This window comes from Serratia sp. FGI94, from assembly GCF_000330865.1.
Taxonomy (GTDB): Bacteria; Pseudomonadota; Gammaproteobacteria; order Enterobacterales; family Enterobacteriaceae; genus Serratia_B; species Serratia_B rubidaea.
In genome coordinates, this window is record NC_020064.1 from 3687222 (window position 1) to 3705152 (window position 17931).

General features: G+C 57.8%; 18 protein-coding genes. 8 read left to right on the plus strand and 10 right to left on the minus strand.

Annotation, left to right across the window (positions count from 1 at the left end; genetic code table 11):
* Positions 1-266 precede the first annotated feature (266 nt).
* Complete coding sequence (gene gmhB / locus D781_RS16830; protein ID WP_015673529.1) at positions 267-830, minus strand: D-glycero-beta-D-manno-heptose 1,7-bisphosphate 7-phosphatase; 564 nt, start codon at positions 828-830, stop codon at positions 267-269.
* 185 nt (positions 831-1015) lie between these two features.
* Between gmhB and metN the strand changes: the two genes are divergently transcribed.
* The 6 genes from metN to proS all read left to right on the plus strand — a co-directional run bounded on the left by metN (position 1016) and on the right by proS (position 6667).
* Positions 1016-2047: a methionine ABC transporter ATP-binding protein MetN gene (metN, locus tag D781_RS16835; RefSeq protein ID WP_015673530.1), complete on the plus strand. Its 1032-nt coding sequence runs from the start codon at positions 1016-1018 to the stop codon at positions 2045-2047.
* Positions 2040-2693, plus strand: a complete 654-nt coding sequence (locus D781_RS16840) for a methionine ABC transporter permease MetI (protein WP_015673531.1) — start codon at positions 2040-2042, stop codon at positions 2691-2693. The genes metN and D781_RS16840 overlap by 8 nt, the downstream gene beginning before the upstream one ends.
* 56 nt (positions 2694-2749) lie before the next feature.
* Complete coding sequence (locus D781_RS16845; protein ID WP_015673532.1) at positions 2750-3565, plus strand: MetQ/NlpA family lipoprotein; 816 nt, start codon at positions 2750-2752, stop codon at positions 3563-3565.
* Positions 3566-3719: 154 nt separating this feature from the next.
* Positions 3720-4124, plus strand: a complete 405-nt coding sequence (gene rcsF, locus D781_RS16850; protein WP_015673533.1) for an Rcs stress response system protein RcsF — start codon at positions 3720-3722, stop codon at positions 4122-4124.
* A complete protein-coding gene (tsaA, locus tag D781_RS16855) occupies positions 4121-4828 on the plus strand; it encodes a tRNA (N6-threonylcarbamoyladenosine(37)-N6)-methyltransferase TrmO (protein ID WP_015673534.1) in 708 nt (235 codons plus the stop codon). Before rcsF ends, tsaA begins: the two co-directional genes overlap by 4 nt.
* Before the next feature lie 120 nt (positions 4829-4948).
* A complete protein-coding gene (gene proS, locus D781_RS16860; RefSeq protein WP_015673535.1) occupies positions 4949-6667 on the plus strand; it encodes a proline--tRNA ligase in 1719 nt (572 codons plus the stop codon).
* A gap of 135 nt (positions 6668-6802) precedes the next feature.
* On the opposite strand, the gene nlpE is transcribed toward proS, so the two are convergent.
* From nlpE to D781_RS16875, 3 genes are read right to left on the minus strand one after another with little or no spacing between them, the layout of a single operon-like run.
* Positions 6803-7483 carry an envelope stress response activation lipoprotein NlpE gene (nlpE, locus tag D781_RS16865; protein WP_015673536.1) on the minus strand — a complete coding sequence of 227 codons (681 nt, stop codon included), beginning with the start codon at positions 7481-7483 and terminating at the stop codon, positions 6803-6805.
* 40 nt (positions 7484-7523) lie between these two features.
* On the minus strand, positions 7524-7937 hold the full coding sequence (gene arfB / locus D781_RS16870) for an alternative ribosome rescue aminoacyl-tRNA hydrolase ArfB (RefSeq protein WP_015673537.1): 414 nt from the start codon (positions 7935-7937) through the stop codon (positions 7524-7526).
* Between the two features lie 3 nt (positions 7938-7940).
* The gene (locus tag D781_RS16875; protein WP_015673538.1) at positions 7941-8489 is read right to left on the minus strand and encodes a YaeQ family protein; all 549 of its coding nucleotides are present in this window, start codon (positions 8487-8489) and stop codon (positions 7941-7943) included.
* A gap of 203 nt (positions 8490-8692) precedes the next feature.
* Between D781_RS16875 and D781_RS16880 the strand changes: the two genes are divergently transcribed.
* Both D781_RS16880 and rof read left to right on the plus strand, forming a co-directional pair.
* Positions 8693-8893, plus strand: a complete 201-nt coding sequence (locus D781_RS16880) for a YaeP family protein (protein WP_015673539.1) — start codon at positions 8693-8695, stop codon at positions 8891-8893.
* Positions 8880-9143, plus strand: coding sequence for a Rho-binding antiterminator (gene rof, locus D781_RS16885; RefSeq protein ID WP_015673540.1), 264 nt, complete (start codon positions 8880-8882; stop codon positions 9141-9143). Before D781_RS16880 ends, rof begins: the two co-directional genes overlap by 14 nt.
* Positions 9144-9195: 52 nt before the next feature.
* Here rof and D781_RS16890 read toward each other — a convergent pair whose 3' ends face one another.
* The 6 genes from D781_RS16890 to cadC all read right to left on the minus strand — a co-directional run bounded on the left by D781_RS16890 (position 9196) and on the right by cadC (position 17906).
* The gene (locus tag D781_RS16890) at positions 9196-9510 is read right to left on the minus strand and encodes a cytochrome c (RefSeq protein WP_015673541.1); all 315 of its coding nucleotides are present in this window, start codon (positions 9508-9510) and stop codon (positions 9196-9198) included.
* Between the two features lie 20 nt (positions 9511-9530).
* Positions 9531-10841: a tRNA lysidine(34) synthetase TilS gene (tilS, locus tag D781_RS16895; RefSeq protein WP_015673542.1), complete on the minus strand. Its 1311-nt coding sequence runs from the start codon at positions 10839-10841 to the stop codon at positions 9531-9533.
* A gap of 56 nt (positions 10842-10897) precedes the next feature.
* Entirely contained in the window at positions 10898-12358 is a 1461-nt protein-coding gene (gene dtpD, locus D781_RS16900; protein WP_015673543.1) for a dipeptide permease DtpD, read from the minus strand.
* A gap of 70 nt (positions 12359-12428) precedes the next feature.
* Positions 12429-14570, minus strand: coding sequence for a lysine decarboxylase CadA (gene cadA / locus D781_RS16905; protein ID WP_015673544.1), 2142 nt, complete (start codon positions 14568-14570; stop codon positions 12429-12431).
* A 95-nt stretch (positions 14571-14665) separates the two neighbouring features.
* Positions 14666-16009 carry a cadaverine/lysine antiporter gene (cadB, locus tag D781_RS16910; RefSeq protein WP_015673545.1) on the minus strand — a complete coding sequence of 448 codons (1344 nt, stop codon included), beginning with the start codon at positions 16007-16009 and terminating at the stop codon, positions 14666-14668.
* A 352-nt stretch (positions 16010-16361) separates the two neighbouring features.
* Positions 16362-17906, minus strand: a complete 1545-nt coding sequence (gene cadC, locus D781_RS16915) for a lysine decarboxylation/transport transcriptional activator CadC (RefSeq protein ID WP_015673546.1) — start codon at positions 17904-17906, stop codon at positions 16362-16364.
* Positions 17907-17931: the final 25 nt, after the last annotated feature.

The window sequence follows — 17931 nt, forward strand, 5'->3', positions numbered from 1 at the left end:
AGTGCCCACACAGATTGTCTGATAAATTGTTAAAGAGCAGTGAGTTACGCGTTTTCGCTTGCTAACTCGAGGTGGCGTATATTACGCTTTCCTCTTTCAGAGTCAACCCGTTTTTTCAGGATTTTTTCTCTGTCGGCCCCGGATACTCTGTGAAGTTGTTCACATGTTCCGTGTCGATGGAGGCGCATTATAGGGAGGCGATTCAGAATGACAAGGATTAATATTCACTTTTTTCTCAACCGCTCACTATTACGCCATAACGCCGATTAAACCCGCTGTTTTATCGCCTGCGGCAGCTCAGCCAGGCTGTTTAACACCCAATCGGCCTGTTGCTCCCCTTCCGCCGTTACCGCTTTACCGGTACGGACCAGAACTTTAGTGCCTACGCCCGCGGCGGCGGCGGCCTGCATATCTTCCAGTTTATCGCCCACCATATAAGAAGCGGCCATATCGATATTCAGTTCCTGCTGCGCCTGCAGCAGCATGCCCGGCTGCGGTTTACGGCAGTCGCACACCTGGCGCAGCTCTTCAACCACCGCCTCCGGGTGGTGCGGGCAGAAATAGATGCCGTCGAAATCGACGCCGCGATCGGCCAGCGACCAGTCCATCCATTCGGTGAGGTACATAAACTGATCTTCGCTGAACATCCCGCGCGCAATGCCCGACTGATTGGTTACCAACACCAGCGCAAAGCCCATGTTTTTCAATTCACGGCATGCATCGATCACACCATCAATAAATTGGAAGTCATCGATTTCATGGACATAGCCATGGTCGACATTGATCGTGCCGTCACGATCTAAAAAAATAGCTGGAACGCTTTGTGTCACCGGTTTGCTCCTGAGGGCCTGAAAACGCGGACAGTATCGCATGTTTTACCCCATGCTGAGAACGCCGGTGAAAGCGTCCCCGTTGACTTGGACGTCTAGACGCCTTAACATCTGAGCATACCTTGGTGCCACGCCAAGGTTTACTTTTATCTAGCCACGGGCAACCACGCTAAAATAAGAAGAATATGATTAAACTCTCTAACATTACCAAAGTGTTCCAGCAGGGCTCGCGTACCATTAACGCGCTCTCCGACGTGACCCTCCACGTCCCTGCCGGGCAGATTTACGGCGTTATCGGCGCATCAGGAGCCGGTAAAAGTACGCTTATCCGCTGCGCCAATATGCTTGAGCGCCCGACATCAGGCCAGGTTCTGGTAGACGGCCAGGATCTCACCGCCCTGTCAGAAAGTGAACTGACGCGCGCACGCCGCCAGATCGGCATGATTTTCCAGCACTTCAACTTACTTTCGTCCCGCACCGTTTTCGGCAACGTTGCGCTGCCGCTGGAGCTGGATAACACCCCGCGCGCCGACATCAAAAAGCGCGTCGGCGAGCTGCTGGAGCTGGTCGGCCTGGCCGATAAGCACGACGCCTACCCGGCCAACCTGTCCGGCGGCCAAAAACAGCGCGTGGCGATCGCCCGTGCGCTGGCCAGCCAGCCTAAAGTGCTGCTGTGCGACGAAGCCACCAGCGCCCTGGACCCGGCCACCACCCGTTCCATTCTGGAACTGCTGAAAGACATTAACCGCCGTCTGGGGCTGACCATCCTGCTGATCACTCACGAAATGGACGTGGTGAAACGCATCTGCGATCAGGTCGCCGTGATAAGCCAGGGCCAGCTAATTGAAAAAGACAGCGTCAGCGAAGTGTTCTCACACCCGAAAACACCGCTGGCGCAGCAGTTTATTCAGTCCACGCTGCATCTGGATATTCCTGACGATTACGCCGAGCGCCTGAGCCCGGAACGCAGCGGCGACCGTCAACCCCTGCTGCGCCTGGAGTTTACCGGCCAGTCGGTGGATGCGCCGCTGCTGTCCGAAGCCGCGCGTCGCTTTAACGTCAATAACAATATTATCAGCGCGCAGATGGATTATGCGGGCGGAGTAAAATTCGGTGTGATGCTGGCAGAGCTGCACGGCAGCGATGAAGACGCACTGGCGACCATTAAATTCCTGCAAGAAAATCAGGTCAAAGTAGAGGTTCTGGGTTATGTCTGAGGCAATGATGTGGTTAATGGCGCGTGGCGTGTGGGAAACCGTCATGATGACCTTTGTCTCCGGCTTCTTCGGGTTTATCATCGGCCTGCCCGTCGGCGTGCTGCTGTATGTCACCCGCCCGGGGCAAATTATCGCCAACCCGGCGCTGTATAAAGTGCTGTCCGCGCTGGTGAATATTTTCCGTTCCATTCCGTTTATTATTTTGCTGGTCTGGATGATTCCTTTCACCCGGATGATCGTCGGCACCTCCATCGGCCTGCAGGCGGCGATTGTGCCGCTGACCGTCGGCGCGGCACCGTTTATCGCCCGTATGGTGGAAAACGCCCTGCTGGAGATCCCGTCCGGCCTGGTGGAAGCCGCGCGCGCCATGGGCGCCACGCCGCTGCAGATCATTAAGAAAGTCCTGCTGCCGGAAGCGCTGCCGGGTCTGGTTAACGCCGCGACCATCACGCTGATCACCCTGGTGGGCTACTCCGCCATGGGCGGCGCCGTCGGCGCCGGCGGTCTGGGACAGATCGGTTATCAGTATGGTTATATCGGATATAACGCCACGGTAATGAATACCGTATTAGTATTACTGGTGATCCTGGTGTATCTGATCCAGTTCTGCGGCGATCGCATTGTCAAAGCCGTTACCCATAAATAAGTTTCACAGCAACGCGCACAGCATCTTTGTATGCGAGTCTATTAAGAGGAAGGGATATGTCGTTAAAATTTAAATCCATCGCGGCAATCGGCGCACTGATCGGCTCTCTGGCTCTGGCTGGCTGCGGTCAGGACGAAAAAGATCCAAACCATATCAAGGTCGGCGTGATCGTCGGCGCAGAACAGCAGGTGGCGGAAGTCGCGCAGAAAGTGGCGAAAGACAAATACGGCCTTGACGTCGAGCTGGTGACCTTCAACGACTACGTCCTGCCGAACGAAGCGCTGAGCAAAGGCGATATCGACGTCAACGCCTTCCAGCACAAGCCGTATCTGGATCAGCAGATCAAAGACCGCGGTTACAAACTGGTGCCGGTCGGCAATACCTTCGTCTACCCTATTGCCGGTTACTCGAAGAAAATCAAATCGCTGAGCGAACTGCAGCCTGGCTCGCAAATCGCGCTGCCGAACGACCCGACCAACCTGGGCCGCTCTCTGCTGCTGCTGCAGTCCGAAGGGCTGATCAAACTGAAAGACGGCGTGGGCCTGCTGCCGACCATTCTGGACGTCACTGAGAACCCGAAAAATCTGAAGCTGGTTGAGCTGGAAGCGCCGCAGCTGCCGCGTTCGCTGGACGACCAGCAAATCGCGCTGGCGGTGATCAACACCACTTACGCCAGCCAGATTGGTCTGACCCCGGCCAAAGACGGTCTGTTTGTTGAAGGCAAAGACTCGCCTTACGTCAACCTGCTGGTTGCGCGTGAAAACAACAAGGATGCGGAAAACGTGAAAAAATTCGTTCAGGCCTATCAGTCCGACGAAGTCAACGAAGCCGCAAACAAGATCTTCAACGGCGGCGCGGTGAAAGGCTGGTAATTCCGCGCTGTAAGCGGTGGAATTACATCGGATAGCTCGTAATCTTAAGGCTATTTTGTTCCTATAATTGCAAGACGGGCTGCGGCCCGTCTTGTTATTTCCACCATAGATTGCTTCAATAGCGCCACTTTTATGAAAAGGCAGAGGAATCTCTATGCGTGCTTTACCTCTCTGTTTGTTAGCGCTTGCGCTTAGCGGCTGCTCCATGCTGCATACCGAATCAACCCCGACAAACAGTACCAGCAAACCCACGACCACCACGTCAAGCAAGCCTACGCCTGCCCCCCGTCCAGCGCCGGTAAAACTGTATAAAAGCGCTGAAGAGCTGGTCGGCAAGCCATTCCGCGATCTGGGTGAAGTCTCCGGCGAATCCTGCCAGACCACCATCCAGGATTCCCCGCCGAACATGACGACCGCACGTAAACGTATGCAAATCCGCGCCTCCTATATGAAGGCCAACGCCGTACTGCTGCACGACTGCCAAATCGTCAAAGGCGTCGCCGGCTGCTACCAGCAGGCCGTCTGCCAGGGATCTGCACTTAACGTTTCGTCCAAATGAGCGAATTTGTTGTCAACCAGATCGGGACTATCCGCTCGCCGTATAAAGAAAAGTTCGCCGTTCCCAGGCAGCCTGGGCTGGTAGAAGACGGCGGCGGGGAGTTACTGTTGCTGCCGCCTTACAATCAGGCCGAAGCCGTACGCGGCCTGGAGGCGTTCAGCCATCTGTGGGTGATGTTTATTTTCCACCAAACCATGGATGGCGGCTGGCGCCCCACCGTACGGCCGCCGCGTCTCGGCGGCAATGCCCGCATGGGCGTCTTCGCCACCCGTTCGACCTTCCGCCCCAACCCGATCGGCATGTCGCTGGTCGAGCTGAAAAAAGTGCGCATTCAGGGCGGAGAGGTGGTGCTGGAGCTCGGCAGTCTGGATCTGGTGGACGGTACGCCGGTAGTGGATATCAAACCCTACCTGCCGTTTGCCGAAAGCCAGCCGCAGGCCATCGCCGGCTTTGCCCAGGCGGCGCCGGCGGCGGATATGCCCGTCAGCTTTTCACCGCTGGCGGAACAGCAGCTGCAACAGCAGCAAACGCGCTACCCTCAGCTGCGTCGTTTCATTACTCAGGTACTGGCACAGGACCCGCGTCCGGCCTACCGTAAAGGGGAAGACGCCGAACGGGATTACGCCGTCTGGCTGCTGGACTTCAACGTGCGCTGGCGGGTCGTCGCCGGCATGACCGAGGTGCTGTCGCTGGAGCCGCGTTAAAATTCGTCCCGCTCTCTTTTGGCAACCGTCTCACGCTGTTAAACTAAACCACTTTTGACAATTTTGGCCGCCTTGCCGGCAGCCCGTTGCAATTTGCAGTTCTAACGGAACAAAAACACCATGCGTACTAGCCAATATATGCTCTCCACCCTGAAGGAGACCCCTGCCGATGCCGAAGTGATCAGCCACCAGCTGATGCTGCGCGCCGGGATGATTCGCAAGCTGGCCTCCGGTCTTTACACCTGGCTGCCGACCGGCCTGCGGGTTCTGAAAAAAGTTGAAAACATCGTTCGCGAAGAAATGAACAACGCCAATGCGATCGAAGTTTCCATGCCGGTGGTTCAACCCGCGGATCTGTGGCAGGAAAGCGGCCGCTGGGAGCAGTACGGCCCGGAATTGTTGCGCTTCGTCGATCGCGGCGAGCGTCCGTTCGTGCTCGGCCCTACGCATGAAGAAGTGATTACCGATCTGATTCGCAATGAAATCAGCTCCTACAAGCAGCTGCCGCTGAACTTCTTCCAGATTCAGACCAAATTCCGCGATGAAGTACGCCCGCGTTTCGGCGTAATGCGCTCCCGTGAATTCCTGATGAAGGACGCCTATTCGTTCCATACCACGCAGGAATCACTGCAGGCGACCTATGACGCCATGTATGAAGCCTATAGCAAGATCTTCACCCGCATGGGGCTGGATTTCCGTCCGGTGCTGGCGGATACCGGCTCCATCGGCGGCAGCGCCTCTCACGAATTCCAGGTGCTGGCCGACAGCGGTGAAGACGATATCGTCTTCTCCACCGTGTCCGATTTTGCCGCTAACATCGAGCTGGCCGAAGCCGTTGCGCCGGCACAGCCGCGCGCGGCCGCCACGGAAGAGCTACGCATTGTCGATACGCCAAACGCCAAAACCATCGCCGAGCTGGTTGAACAATTCCAGCTGCCGGTGGAAAAAACCGTGAAAACGCTACTGGTGCGCGCCAGCGAAGAGAGCAAACACCCGCTGGTTGCCCTGCTGGTGCGCGGCGACCACGCGCTGAACGAAATCAAGGCGGAGAAACTGCCGCAGGTGGCAACGCCGCTGACTTTCGCCACCGAAGATGAGATTCGCGCCATCGTGGGCGCCGGCCCTGGTTCGCTTGGCCCGCTCAACATGCCGGTGCCGGTGGTTATCGACCGCAGCGTGGCGGCAATGAGCGATTTTGGCGCCGGCGCCAATATCGAAGACAAACACTACTTCGGCATCAACTGGGAGCGCGATCTGCCGCTGCCGCAGGTGGCCGATATCCGCAACGTGGTTGAAGGCGACGCCAGCCCGGATGGTCAGGGCACGCTGCTGATCAAACGCGGCATCGAAGTGGGCCACATCTTCCAACTGGGCAGCAAATACTCGGAAGCCATGAAAGCGACCGTACAGGGTGAAGACGGCCGTAACCAGGTGCTGACCATGGGCTGCTACGGCATCGGCGTCACGCGCGTGGTGGCGGCAGCTATCGAACAGAACCACGACGAGCGCGGTATTATCTGGCCTGACGCTATCGCGCCGTTCCAGGTGGCGATTCTGCCAATGAACATGCACAAGTCGTTCCGCGTGCAGGAGCTGGCGGAGAAGCTGTACGCCGAGCTGCGCAGCCACGGCATCGACGTGATCCTCGATGACCGTAAAGAGCGTCCGGGCGTGATGTTCGCCGATATGGAACTGATTGGCGTCCCGCACTCTATCGTCATCGGCGACCGCAACCTGGACAACGATGAGATCGAGTACAAGAACCGCCGCGGCGGTGAAAAGCAAATGCTCAAGACCGGCGATATCGTTGCCTATCTGGTTGAGCAGATAAAACGCTGATTGCATCCAGCGCTAGATAAAACACCCTGTAACGCAGGGTGTTTTGAGCAGAAAAACCCGCCAGTGCATTCTGACAGGTAATAAAAAACCCCGTCACACCGTGACGGGGTTTTTATCGTTTGGCTATTGCCGCGCTCAGTTGTCGCAGCTCTTGGCCTTATCAAACTTGATGTTGCCGTCCGGCACCAGCGCCTTCTCCATCATTCCCTCTTCCATCGACGGCTGTACGCTGAAGTGGCCACTGAGCATCAGGAATACCGGCTCGCCGCCTTCCACGCCGCTATTGGCGTAACCGCGCTCCAGCGCCAGGTTGTTATCCACCGGGAAGGTTTTACCGGTCGCACAGTCTTTGAACACGGCCGCATCCGCCATATAGGTGTAGCTGCCGCGCAGCGCCATCGGCGTCTTCGGCAGCGCTTTCTCTACCGGCTGCAGCTGATAGTTCAGCTTGGAGTCAATCGGCGCGCCGCTTTGGTCCAGCATCTCCAGGTTTTTCCCCACCGGATGGAAATAGCGCTTATCGCCGTTGCTGTCGGTCAGCACCAGCTTGTCCGCCGTACGCGCCCATTTGCCGTAGTTGGCAAAGGTTTTATCGCCGTCACGGCTGCCGCGGTAGGTTTCCTGCAGCACAAAAGTGCCGTCTTCATCCAGGAACAGCGAGGTGTCCAGGCCTTCACAGTCGGCACACGGCAATACGCCCTGGTAGCTCTGCTTCATGGGCTGCAGCGCCTGCTCCTTGGGCTGATAATGATTATTACAACCGAACAATGACAGCGTCCCTGCGGCTAATAACAGGGCAATAGTTATTTTTTTCACAGTTTTTCTCCTACTGTGCTTCTTATCTCGATGATAGATGTCAGGGACGAACCTTCCCTCGTAGCGCTTTGGTTGCGCCTTTACGTACTTTGCTTTCCACGCGGCGCCGCTGTGAGCCTTTGCTTGGCCGGGTCGGCCGGCGCGTTTTTTCCACCACCATCGCCTGATGAATCAGTGCCACCAGGCGCGCCAACGCCGCTTCGCGATTCAGCTCCTGGCTGCGGTATTCCTGCGCCTTGATCACCACCACCCCTTCGCTGGTAATCAGATGATGCGTAAAAGCCAGTAATCTTTCTTTATAATACTCTGGCAGGCTGGAGGCCCGGATGTCAAAGCGCAAATGAATTGCCGTTGAGGCTTTGTTCACATGCTGGCCGCCCGCGCCCTGTGCGCGGATGGCCGTCAGCACGATCTCATGGTCCGCAATGGCGACGTTTCGCGATAGCGCCAGCACGCTTTACTCTCCGGCCCGTTGCCACTCGGCAAACTGGATTTCCAGACTACTCTGAGCGTCGGACAACCAAATAGTTCCCTCCTGCAGCGTTGCCTGCAGCGTCATATTGCGGCTGGCCAGCGCCGCCAACCGGGCCAGCTGTTCATCATTTAAAAAACGCACGCTGAGGTTGCGGTAGCCGGCCGTCCTGTTCTGCATCGACTGCCACCACACCTGTGCCGCGCGCTCGCCGTAGGCATACAGCACCACGCGCGGCGACTGGTTGCAGGCCTTTTTCAGCCGCTTCTCGTCCGGCAACCCCAGTTCGATCCACAGCTCCAGACCGTTGTGATCGTTGCGCTGCCAGAGCTCCGGCTCATCATCGGCGCTTAATCCCTTGGTAAACGTCAGGCGTTCATCGGCATGGCAAATCCACGCCAGCAGGCGCAGCATCATGCGCTGTTCCGTTTCCGAGGGGTGTTGCGCAAGGGTAAGCGCGGCGTCGTGATAGAAGTGCCTATCCATATCCGCGATATTAACCGTGGCTTTATAAATTGTTGCTTTCAGTGCCATGAGTAACCTCATTATTTCCAGCGCACAGTGTACTTGATTTCATCCGCTTACGCAGGGAAAGCTGGGGCACAGCCGCGCTAATCGGGGGTGCTGATAACTTAATAACAGCGTGCTATAGTCGTTGGGGATCGACAAACTCCGCAAACCTGCGCGCCATCGCATTAGCACTATTGATGGCTCTGCGGTTCTTAAGGGAGGAAATTGTGCAACAATACTGTGAGTTAGTACGACGTTTTTACGCCGGGATCGGCAGCGGAGATCTTGGCTACGTGCCTGATGCACTAACCTGTGTACTGAAGGCATTGGACGATGTGGCCGCCAACGGCGCACTGCCGTCCTCCGTTCGGGAACAGGCGGCCTTTGCCGCCGCTAACTTATTGGTGAGCGACTATGTTGATGAATGATGAGTACCAACCCATCAATTGCGATGATTACGACAACCTGGAACTCGCCTGTCAGCATAAACTTATTCTGAAGCTGGAGTTACGCGATGGCGAAGCGTTCGAAGCCAAAGCCGTCGATATGCTGCAAAAAAAGCGTGTTGAATATTTAACCATCGAACAGAACGGCCAGCAGCGCGATCTGCGCCTGGACCACATCAGCAGTTTCAGTCATCCGGAAATCGGCACCGTCGTCGTCAGCCTTTCCGACTGAGCACCCGCCCCTTCGTTTTACAGGGCAGCCGGACGGCTGCCCTCGTCGTCCTTTAAGGCTTCAGACTGGCGTAATACGCCGCCAGGTCCGCAATATCCGCATCCGACAGGCCGGAGACATACGCCTTCATCACCTCGGCCTGACCGCCGGAGCGGTCGCCGCTCTGATACGCCTTGAGCGCCTGCTCAAGGTACAGAGCATTTTGTCCGGCCAGATTCGGGTACATCGGCACCGACACCTTGCCCGCCGCGCCGTGGCAGGCCAGACAGCTGGCGGATTTATTCTTGCCTGCCGCCGCATCGCCCGCGGCCAGCGCCGGCAGGCAGAACAGCCCGGCGGCTGCAATAACAACGCTCACAAATTTCATTGCCGTTCCTCTATTGGGACTTAAGTTTTCTGCCACCGCAGCGACCAGAACGCCCGTTCCGGCTGCGGCCGCCCCGCCTCGGTGATAAACACGCCGGGCGCGGCAATCAACTGCTCATCATAATAGAGTAAAGGGATACGTTCACGCTGCCAGGGCGGAATACCCAGCTCCTGCCACAGTTTTTTCGCCGCACGCGAATGCGCACGTCCGACGATGCGCAGCGTACCGCTGACGCCGAAGCGCACGCTGACGCGCTGCTGCGGCAGCGGCGCACACACGCGATCCGTCCCGCCCTCGCGGCTAAGCACGCCCAGGCCGTCCGGCAGGGTCAGCGGCGTCTCCCCCGTCCAGGCCAGGCGCTGGTCGTGCAAATCCGCCAGCGGCGGCAGCAGGTACAGCCGCTGGCGGAAGCGGCGGATCTGGTAGCCTCCCAGATGCAGCTGCGGCTCGGCGTCGCGGCGCGCCAGCGCCACCTCGTCCCACACCCGCTGCAGCTGTTCCCGCGCCGGCATGCTGACCGCAAACCCCGCGATCCAGCGGCGCAACAGGGCAAAGCGGCGCGCGGCGGAGCAAACGCTCAGGCCGTCGATCGCCAGCGAACGCGCATCGTCCTGCAGCGTCTGTAACTGTTCCGCCAGCAGCTCGTCCAGCAGCTGTTCTTGCTCGGCGCACAGGCTGGCGCTACGCGCCGTCGCTTCGGCAAAGTGCGGCCAGCGCTGCTGCAACAGCGGCAGGATCTGCAAACGTAAAAAGTTGCGGTCGAAACGCGCGTCCTGATTGCTGTCGTCGTCAATCCAGCTCAGGGTATGCCGCCGGGCATAGTGCTCCAGCTGCTGACGGCTGACGCCGAGCAACGGACGCAGCAGCGTATGCTCCCCCAGCGCGCCGCAGGCGGCCATCGCCGACAGTCCGGCCGGGCCGCTGCCGCGCTTGAGCGCCAGCAGAAAGGTTTCGCACTGGTCATCCAGGTGCTGGGCGGTCAGCAAGCATTCATCCGGCTGCAGCGCCGTCCGCAGCGCCTGGTAGCGGGCATCGCGCGCCGCCGCTTCAATGCCGCCGTCGCGCGGGTCAAGCTGCACCCGGCGCACCGTCAGCGGCACCTGCCATGCCTCGCACTGCTGCCGGCAGTGCGCCACCCAGCGGTCGGCAAACGCACTGAGGCCGTGATGCACATGCAGCGCGCGCAGCTGCAATTCAGGACGCTGACGGCGCAGCTGCACCAGCAGGTGCAGCAGCACGCTGGAATCCAGCCCGCCGCTGAAGGCCAGCAGCAGCTGCCGGCGCTCTCCCAGCCGTTCCGCCAGCCGGGCGATCAATTGATTGGTGTCCATGAATAGGTTCTATCGTCTCGACATGGCTGCAAGGTAACCCCGCCGGCCATTATCAATCAAGCATTAACCGCCCGCGTTTGGCGACGCGCCACCAGCCACCAGCCGCCCAGCAGCACAATCACCACGCAGGCGCTGCCGCCGGCCCACCAGCCCACCTGCGCGAAAAAGTGCGTATAGGCCTGCACGGCGGCGCCGCTGGTCTGCTGCTCCACGGTGTGGTTGGCAATCACGCCCGCCAGATAGTTCGCCACCGCGCCGGTTGCCAGCATATAAATGCCGGTCAGCACGCCGGTGACGCCGGGGATATTCAAGCGGGTGATCTGTGCCATCGCCACCGGATCGATAAACAGTTCGGCCGCCCCCATCAGCGCCAGCCCGGCGATCATCATGCCCATCGAACTCTGTTTGCCTAACTGCCCCAGCCGCGCATTGATCGCCATCAGCATAAAGCCGCAGCCGATCAGCAACAGGCCAAAAGCGAACTTGCACCAGATACGCAGCACACGGCGGCCCGTTTCGCCGCTGCCCGCCAGCCAGGCCAGCGCCACGCCGCCCAGCATCACCGCCAGCGCGTTGACCGACTGGAAAAGCGCGGTCGGCACCGTCCAGTCAAACCAGCGCCGGTCAACGAAGCGGTCGATAAACAGGCTGATAGAGCTACCGCCCTGCTGCGCAAACGCCCAGAACAGCGTCCCCAGCAGCATTAGGCTGATAATTTGCCACAGCGCCCGCCGCTGGGCGGCTTCCGCCCGCCAGAGGATGCGCGCCAGCCACGCTGCCGCCGCCGAGCAGACCAGCATCAGCAGATAGCCGGACAGGTCATAAAGCAGCAACAGGGTGAAAAACAGCGGGGCCAGCAGCAACGCCGCCGCCAGCCAGCCCCAGTTCGGCACGCCCAGCCTGACGGCGCGCAGCTGGACCAGATTGACGCCGCGCACGCCGTGAAAATGGCGTCCGCCGCACAGGAAGATGGTCAGGCCGGCAAACATGCCGATCCCCGCCAGCGCAAAGCCGATATGCCAGCCGTAGCGCTCCGCCGTCAGCCCGCAGGCGATCGGCGCCAGTATCGAGCCGACATTGCCGGCGGCGTACAGCAGCGAGAACCCGCCTTCGCGCCGGGCGTCATGCGGCTGATACAGCTCCCCCAGCAGACAGCTGATGTTCGATTTAAACAGGCCGTAGCCGCAGATAATGATCGCCAGCGCCAGGTACAGCGACTGGCTGGACGCGCCGCTAAAGCCCAGCACCACATGGCCGAGCGTCATTAACAGCGCGCCAGCGGTCACCGCTGCGCGGTTGCCTAACAGGCGGTCGGCCAGCCAACCACCGAAAATGGGGGTTACATAAACCAGAGAAGCGTAGGCGCTGTACAGCCCGATGGCGCGGGCATCGGAATAGCCGAGTTGGTGGGTAAGATAGAGAATAAGTAACGCACGCATGCCGTAAAAGCTGAAATATTCCCAAATTTGTATCGCTACGACATAGTAGATTGCGCGCGGCTGTGTGGGTGTTTGCATAGGTGTCTCCCATCAGTCGGAGGCCGAAAAATAGAGGGAGGCGCGAACGCCTCCCAATGACTGATTACGCTTATTTCTCGTTTTTCAGCACCTTCACGGTGTAACGCCCGTCCGCCTGACGGTAGGCGCCGTGGATATCGGTCTCAAAGCCCGGATAATGCGCGCCGATTTCGCACAGCATCTGCAGGAACTCCAGGACCGGACGGCTCTCTTCGGTCAGCATCTCGCCCGGCATCACCAGCGGTACGCCCGGTGGGTATGGCAGGATCATGTTGGCATTCACCTTGCCGATCATCTCCTCCAGGTACACCTCTTCCACCTCGCCGTGCAGCTCTTTCTGGAAGGCCTGATACGGGTTCATCACCATGCTTGGCAACACTTCAAACGCGCGGTACATCAGATCCGGCAGATTGTGCTGCTCAACCAGGCGGTGAATATTCTGCGCCAGATCCTGAATGCGCATCTCTTCATAAAACTCAGGTGCTTCCTGATACAGCGATGGCAGCATGTTTTTCACCCGCAGGTTCAGGTCAAACGCGCGTTTGAATTCGGTCAGGGCGCGCAGCAGGCTCAGCGCCTTGGTTTTATCGATACCGATGCTGAACAGGAACAGCAGGTTATACGGCCCGGTTTTTTCAACGATAATGCCGTGCTCATCCAGATATTTCGCCACGATGCTGGCAGGAATACCGAACGGCTGCATCTCACCCTCTTTGCTCATCCCCGGCGTCAGGATGGTGACCTTGATCGGGTCGAGGTACATATGTTCGTTATCGATGTTTTTGAAACCGTGCCAGGCGCTGTCGGAACGCAGCGGCCAGCATTCGGCCTCGTCGATATGCTCAGGCTGCCAGACGTCGAAGAACCAGCCGTCGGACTCGACTTTCAGCCGCTTGATCTCTTTACGGAACTTGATCGCACGCTCAACGGAACCTTCAATCAGGCGCTTACCGGCATTGCCTTTCATCATCGCCGCCGCGGTTTCGGTGGACGCCACGATGCCATAGTGCGGCGAGGTGGTGGTATGCATCATGTAGGCTTCGTTGAAGGTCTCTTCGTTGATATCGCCTTTCACATGAATCATCGACGCCTGCGAGAATGCCGCCAGCAGTTTGTGGGTGGACTGGGTTTCATAAATCACCTTGCCTTCCACGCGGTCGCCGCTCATCCCGCATTTACCTTGATAAATCGGGTGGAAGTTGGTGTAAGGCACCCAGGCGGAGTCAAAGTGAATCGACTTCACGTCCAGCGTGTTCTTGATAAAGTCGGTGTTGTACAGCAGGCCGTCATAGGTGGAGTTGGTGATGACCGCATGCACCGGCCAGCTGGCGTTCGGCGTATCTTTCACCCGTTTGGCGATGGTGGCGCGGCTGAACTCGCTCTGCGGAATACCGCCGAGAATACCGTAGGCGTTACGGGTCGGACGGAAGTAGATAGGCGTAATGTCGCTCATCATCATCAGGTGCGTCAGCGATTTGTGACAGTTACGGTCAATCAGCACCGTGCTGCCCGCCGGTGCGGAGTACATGCCGACGATTTTGTTCGCCGTTGAGGTGCCATTGGTCACCATAAAACTGCGCTCGGCGTTGAAGACGCGGGAAATATACTCTTCCGCTTCTTTATGCGGGCCGGAGTGATCCAGCAGCGATCCCAGCTCCGAAACGGAAATCGAAATGTCGGACTTCATGGTGTTCGGGCCGAAGAAATCATAGAACAGGCTGCCGACCGGGCTTTTCTGGAAGGCGGTGCCGCCCATATGGCCCGGCGTGCAGAAGGTGTACTTCCCTTCGCGGACGTATTTGAACAGCGCCTTGGTCAGCGGCGGCATAATGCGGTCGATATACTCATCGGTGTTCTGCTTGATCTTGGCGGCGATGTCCTGCGCTGCGCCTAACGCATACTCGAAGAAGCGCACCTGCATACGCAGATCGTTCAGGCTGACGTCCAGCGTCGAATAGGTGTTGGCGAAGGCATACAGCGGCATATATTCATTGAGCTGGCTGATTTCTTCACACAGTTCCAGGTTGTATTTGTCCCAGTCGAAGATGACGCCGCACAGGCGGGCGTTGTTTTCAATCAGCTTCAGCAGATCGGCGCGGTCGTTGGGGTAAACCAGGCGGAAGCCCAGCGTTTCCAGCGCCTGATGCAGCTCACGGATCGGCTCTTCTTTGAAGTAGACGCCCATGTGATTCATGATGGCAATAACGTTCATAGTATTTCTCCTGGCAAAGCCAGCCCCTTCCCGTCACGGCAGACAGGTCGGCAGGAAAAGGACTGGATAAAGATCAGTAGGTTAGCGAGTGCGGCTTAGTGTGCTTTCGCCGCGGTGCTGTCTTCGATAGCCGCCTGTTTGGCGACCTGACGGGTGTTCATTTTCCGGGCGTAGAACATCAGGATGATCAGGCTGACGATAAAGGTGCCGGACAGTTCGAAGGAGTTGGCGCCCATCAGCGCGATAAAGCAGAAGCCACAGCCGCAGACGGAAGCAATCAGGCTCAGCAGGTTGCGTACGTTAACGCCTTCAAAGCGGATCAAATCCACGCAGGAGTAGAAGTAAGGCAGCATGGTCAGCAGCACCGCGATACCGGTCAGTTCGGCAAACAGGTCGGATGCCTTGCCGCCGCTGGAGCTCATCACGGTGATCAACACCATCAGCGCGGTCATTTTGCAGCTGGCCAACAGCAGGCCTTTTTTCGGAATACCGTTTTTATCCAGCTCGCCGTACACTTTCGGGAAGTTGCCGTCATGGGCGGCGCGCACCCCGGCCTGGCTCACCAGCATCATCCACGACCCCAGCGAGGTCAGGCAGGCGAACGCGGTAAAGGCGGACACCATCGGTGCGGCCCAGTTGCCCATAATGGCGGAGGCGCTGACGGCGAACGGCGCGCCGCTGGCGGCCATTTGGCTGGCGGGGAACATACCGCTCATCACCTGCGTCGCGGCGATGTAGATAATGCCGGCCAACGCGGTGCCCAGCATGGTGGCCAGCGGCACGGTGCGTTTTGGATTTTTCACCATGCCGGTGCTGACGGCGGCGGATTCCACCCCGATAAAGGCCCACAGGCACAGCAGGATACTTTTAATCACCGCATGGCTGTCGGTGGTGCCGGAGGTGTTCCAGTTGGCGTGATAGGTGGCGATGTCAAACCAATGCCAGCCGGCAACGGCGGTCACAATTACCGGGATCAGCACCAGTACCAGCCCAATGGTGGTCAGACGGCTGACCCAGGTACCGCCAAGCATATTCACAAAGGTAAAGACCCAAACAATGGCGATACAGGCGATGCCTGCCGGAATCGGGTTATTCAGGGCGGGGAAGAAGGTGGAAAGGTAAGAAACGGCGGTAATGCCGATGGCTAAATTACCAATCCAGTTGGCATGGTAATAAAGCACGCCGGTTTGGAAGCCAAACGCCGGAGAAATTTCCCCTGCGTAGGCAATGGGGCCGCCTTCCTGTGGATTTTTGGTGGCGAGGCGGGCATAGACATAGGCTAAAGACATGGCGCCAATAATAGAGATTACCCATCCCCATATGGCGATACCGCCGAGGCTAGCCAGGTTCGCGGGTAATAATGCAATCCCGCTCCCCATCATATTACCGGCGACTACGCCGGTACAGGCAATAAGCCCAATTTTCTTGGATGAAGCCATGGTTAGTTTCTCCTGAGTGTTATTTTTTATAAGTCAGCATGGAAATAACGGACGGCGCCGCCTGACTTGATGCTCAGGATGTTAAACAGGCAAGGGAATAAAGTCCTAAAGATAAAGTGATATTACGCTCATGATCATACAAATGATAACCTGAGGTTTTTGGTTAACATATCAAGGGGTCAAGAAAAGATAAACACCCCAACAAAACAGACAATTAGCCCAGACCAATTGTTAATTAAAGCCAATTTTCACATCAATAAAACCCATCATAACGTTAACAAAATAGATATAATAACCAACAAAAAAAACCACACCGCCAATCTTCATGCGCGGTGCGGCCAGTAAACGTTATTTATTGTTGCGTATAGTTATTCAGATAGGGCACCACGGCGCTGACCGAGGTCTGGAATATGCCGTTATGAATCCAGTGCAGCGTATTTTCACCGGGGCGTAAATTAAATGCGGTAATATAAGAGTCGGCAGCCAAATGGTTCTGCCCCTGCATTTCATACACCTTACCCAGCAGAACATAATTCAGCCATGACATCTGCACATCGATCGCTTTATTTATTGCCCGGTGCGCCTCATCAACCCGCCCCTGCCCTAACGCCTCTACGGTATAGATCTGCTGCAGAATCGGGCTGCCCTGTAATTCCGGCACTGACGCCAACTGCTTGATCTCGCGCTGCAGCTGAGCCAGTTGCTCGCTGTCGAACGGCTGGTAAGAGTTACGTAATAAGTCGACCAGCGTTTTTTCCGCGGCGATGTACAGAAAATCAGGTGCGCTCTGCATCAGTTCGTCCAGCAGCGCGCTGGCGCGGGTCAGCGACGCCATATCGCCCTGAATCAACAGCTGGTGCGCCTGATAGAACTGCTGCAGCGCCGGCCCCTGTTTCGGCAACAGCTTATCCAGGCGCGTCAGCAGCTGCGACGGCCACGGCTGTTTCAGCACGGCGGACATATTGCCCAACAGGTCCAGCAGAATGGTGCGCTGATTGTCCTTGGTAAGAAAATAGCGCTTATCCAGCATGATGGAACTGTCGGCGTTATCCACCAGCCGAACGGATAGGAAGCATTGCTGGGCGCGATAGTGCCGCTGGTTGACGAACTCGATGGTCAGCGACTTGCCGGAACTGCTCGGCCCCGCGTAGTTATAGTTGGTCTGATCATGCACCAGGAAGGTGGAGTAGGTATTGAGTGAATCGGCAATCAGTTCGCTGATGCCCACCACGTAGGAGAGCTGCGGCATCCAATTGCTACAGCTGTTGCCGCCCTGAATGCGGATATCGATATCCCGCGGGTTGAGCAGCATCGGCATGCTGGCCACCGGCACCCGCGATGACAGCGTGGCTACGCCGACAAACGCCACGCAGGCGCTGAGCGCCGTCAGGAAGCACAGCCATACCCAGAACGGCGAGCGCTGATAAAACCGCCGGCCGGCGCGTTCAGACGCCTTGGGTGCCGTCGACGGCGGCGGTACATAGGCCGGCGCATCATCGTCCTCATCGCCATCTTCCGGCTCATGCATAATCACCGCCACCTGCGGCGATGCCGACGGCGTCTCTGCGGTGGCGCTGCACCATATCACCGGCGCCGCCAGCTTATAGCCGCGTTTTGGCACCGTGATGATATATTCCGGGCTCTGCTCATCGCCGTCTTTCAGGTACTTACGCAGCTCAGAAATGCTCTGCGTCACCACATGGTTGGTGACGATATTACGTTTCCAGACATTTTCGATCAGTTCATCCCGACTCAGCACCACATCCGGGTGCCGGGCGAAATAGAACAGCATATCGATTAAGCGTGGCTCCAGCGTCTTCTGACGCCCGTCACGGCTGATTTGGTTGTCAGCCGGCGTGACCAGCCACTCTCCAACGCGAAAAACAGGCTGTTGCATGGCGGAAATAACTCAAAGAGAACCC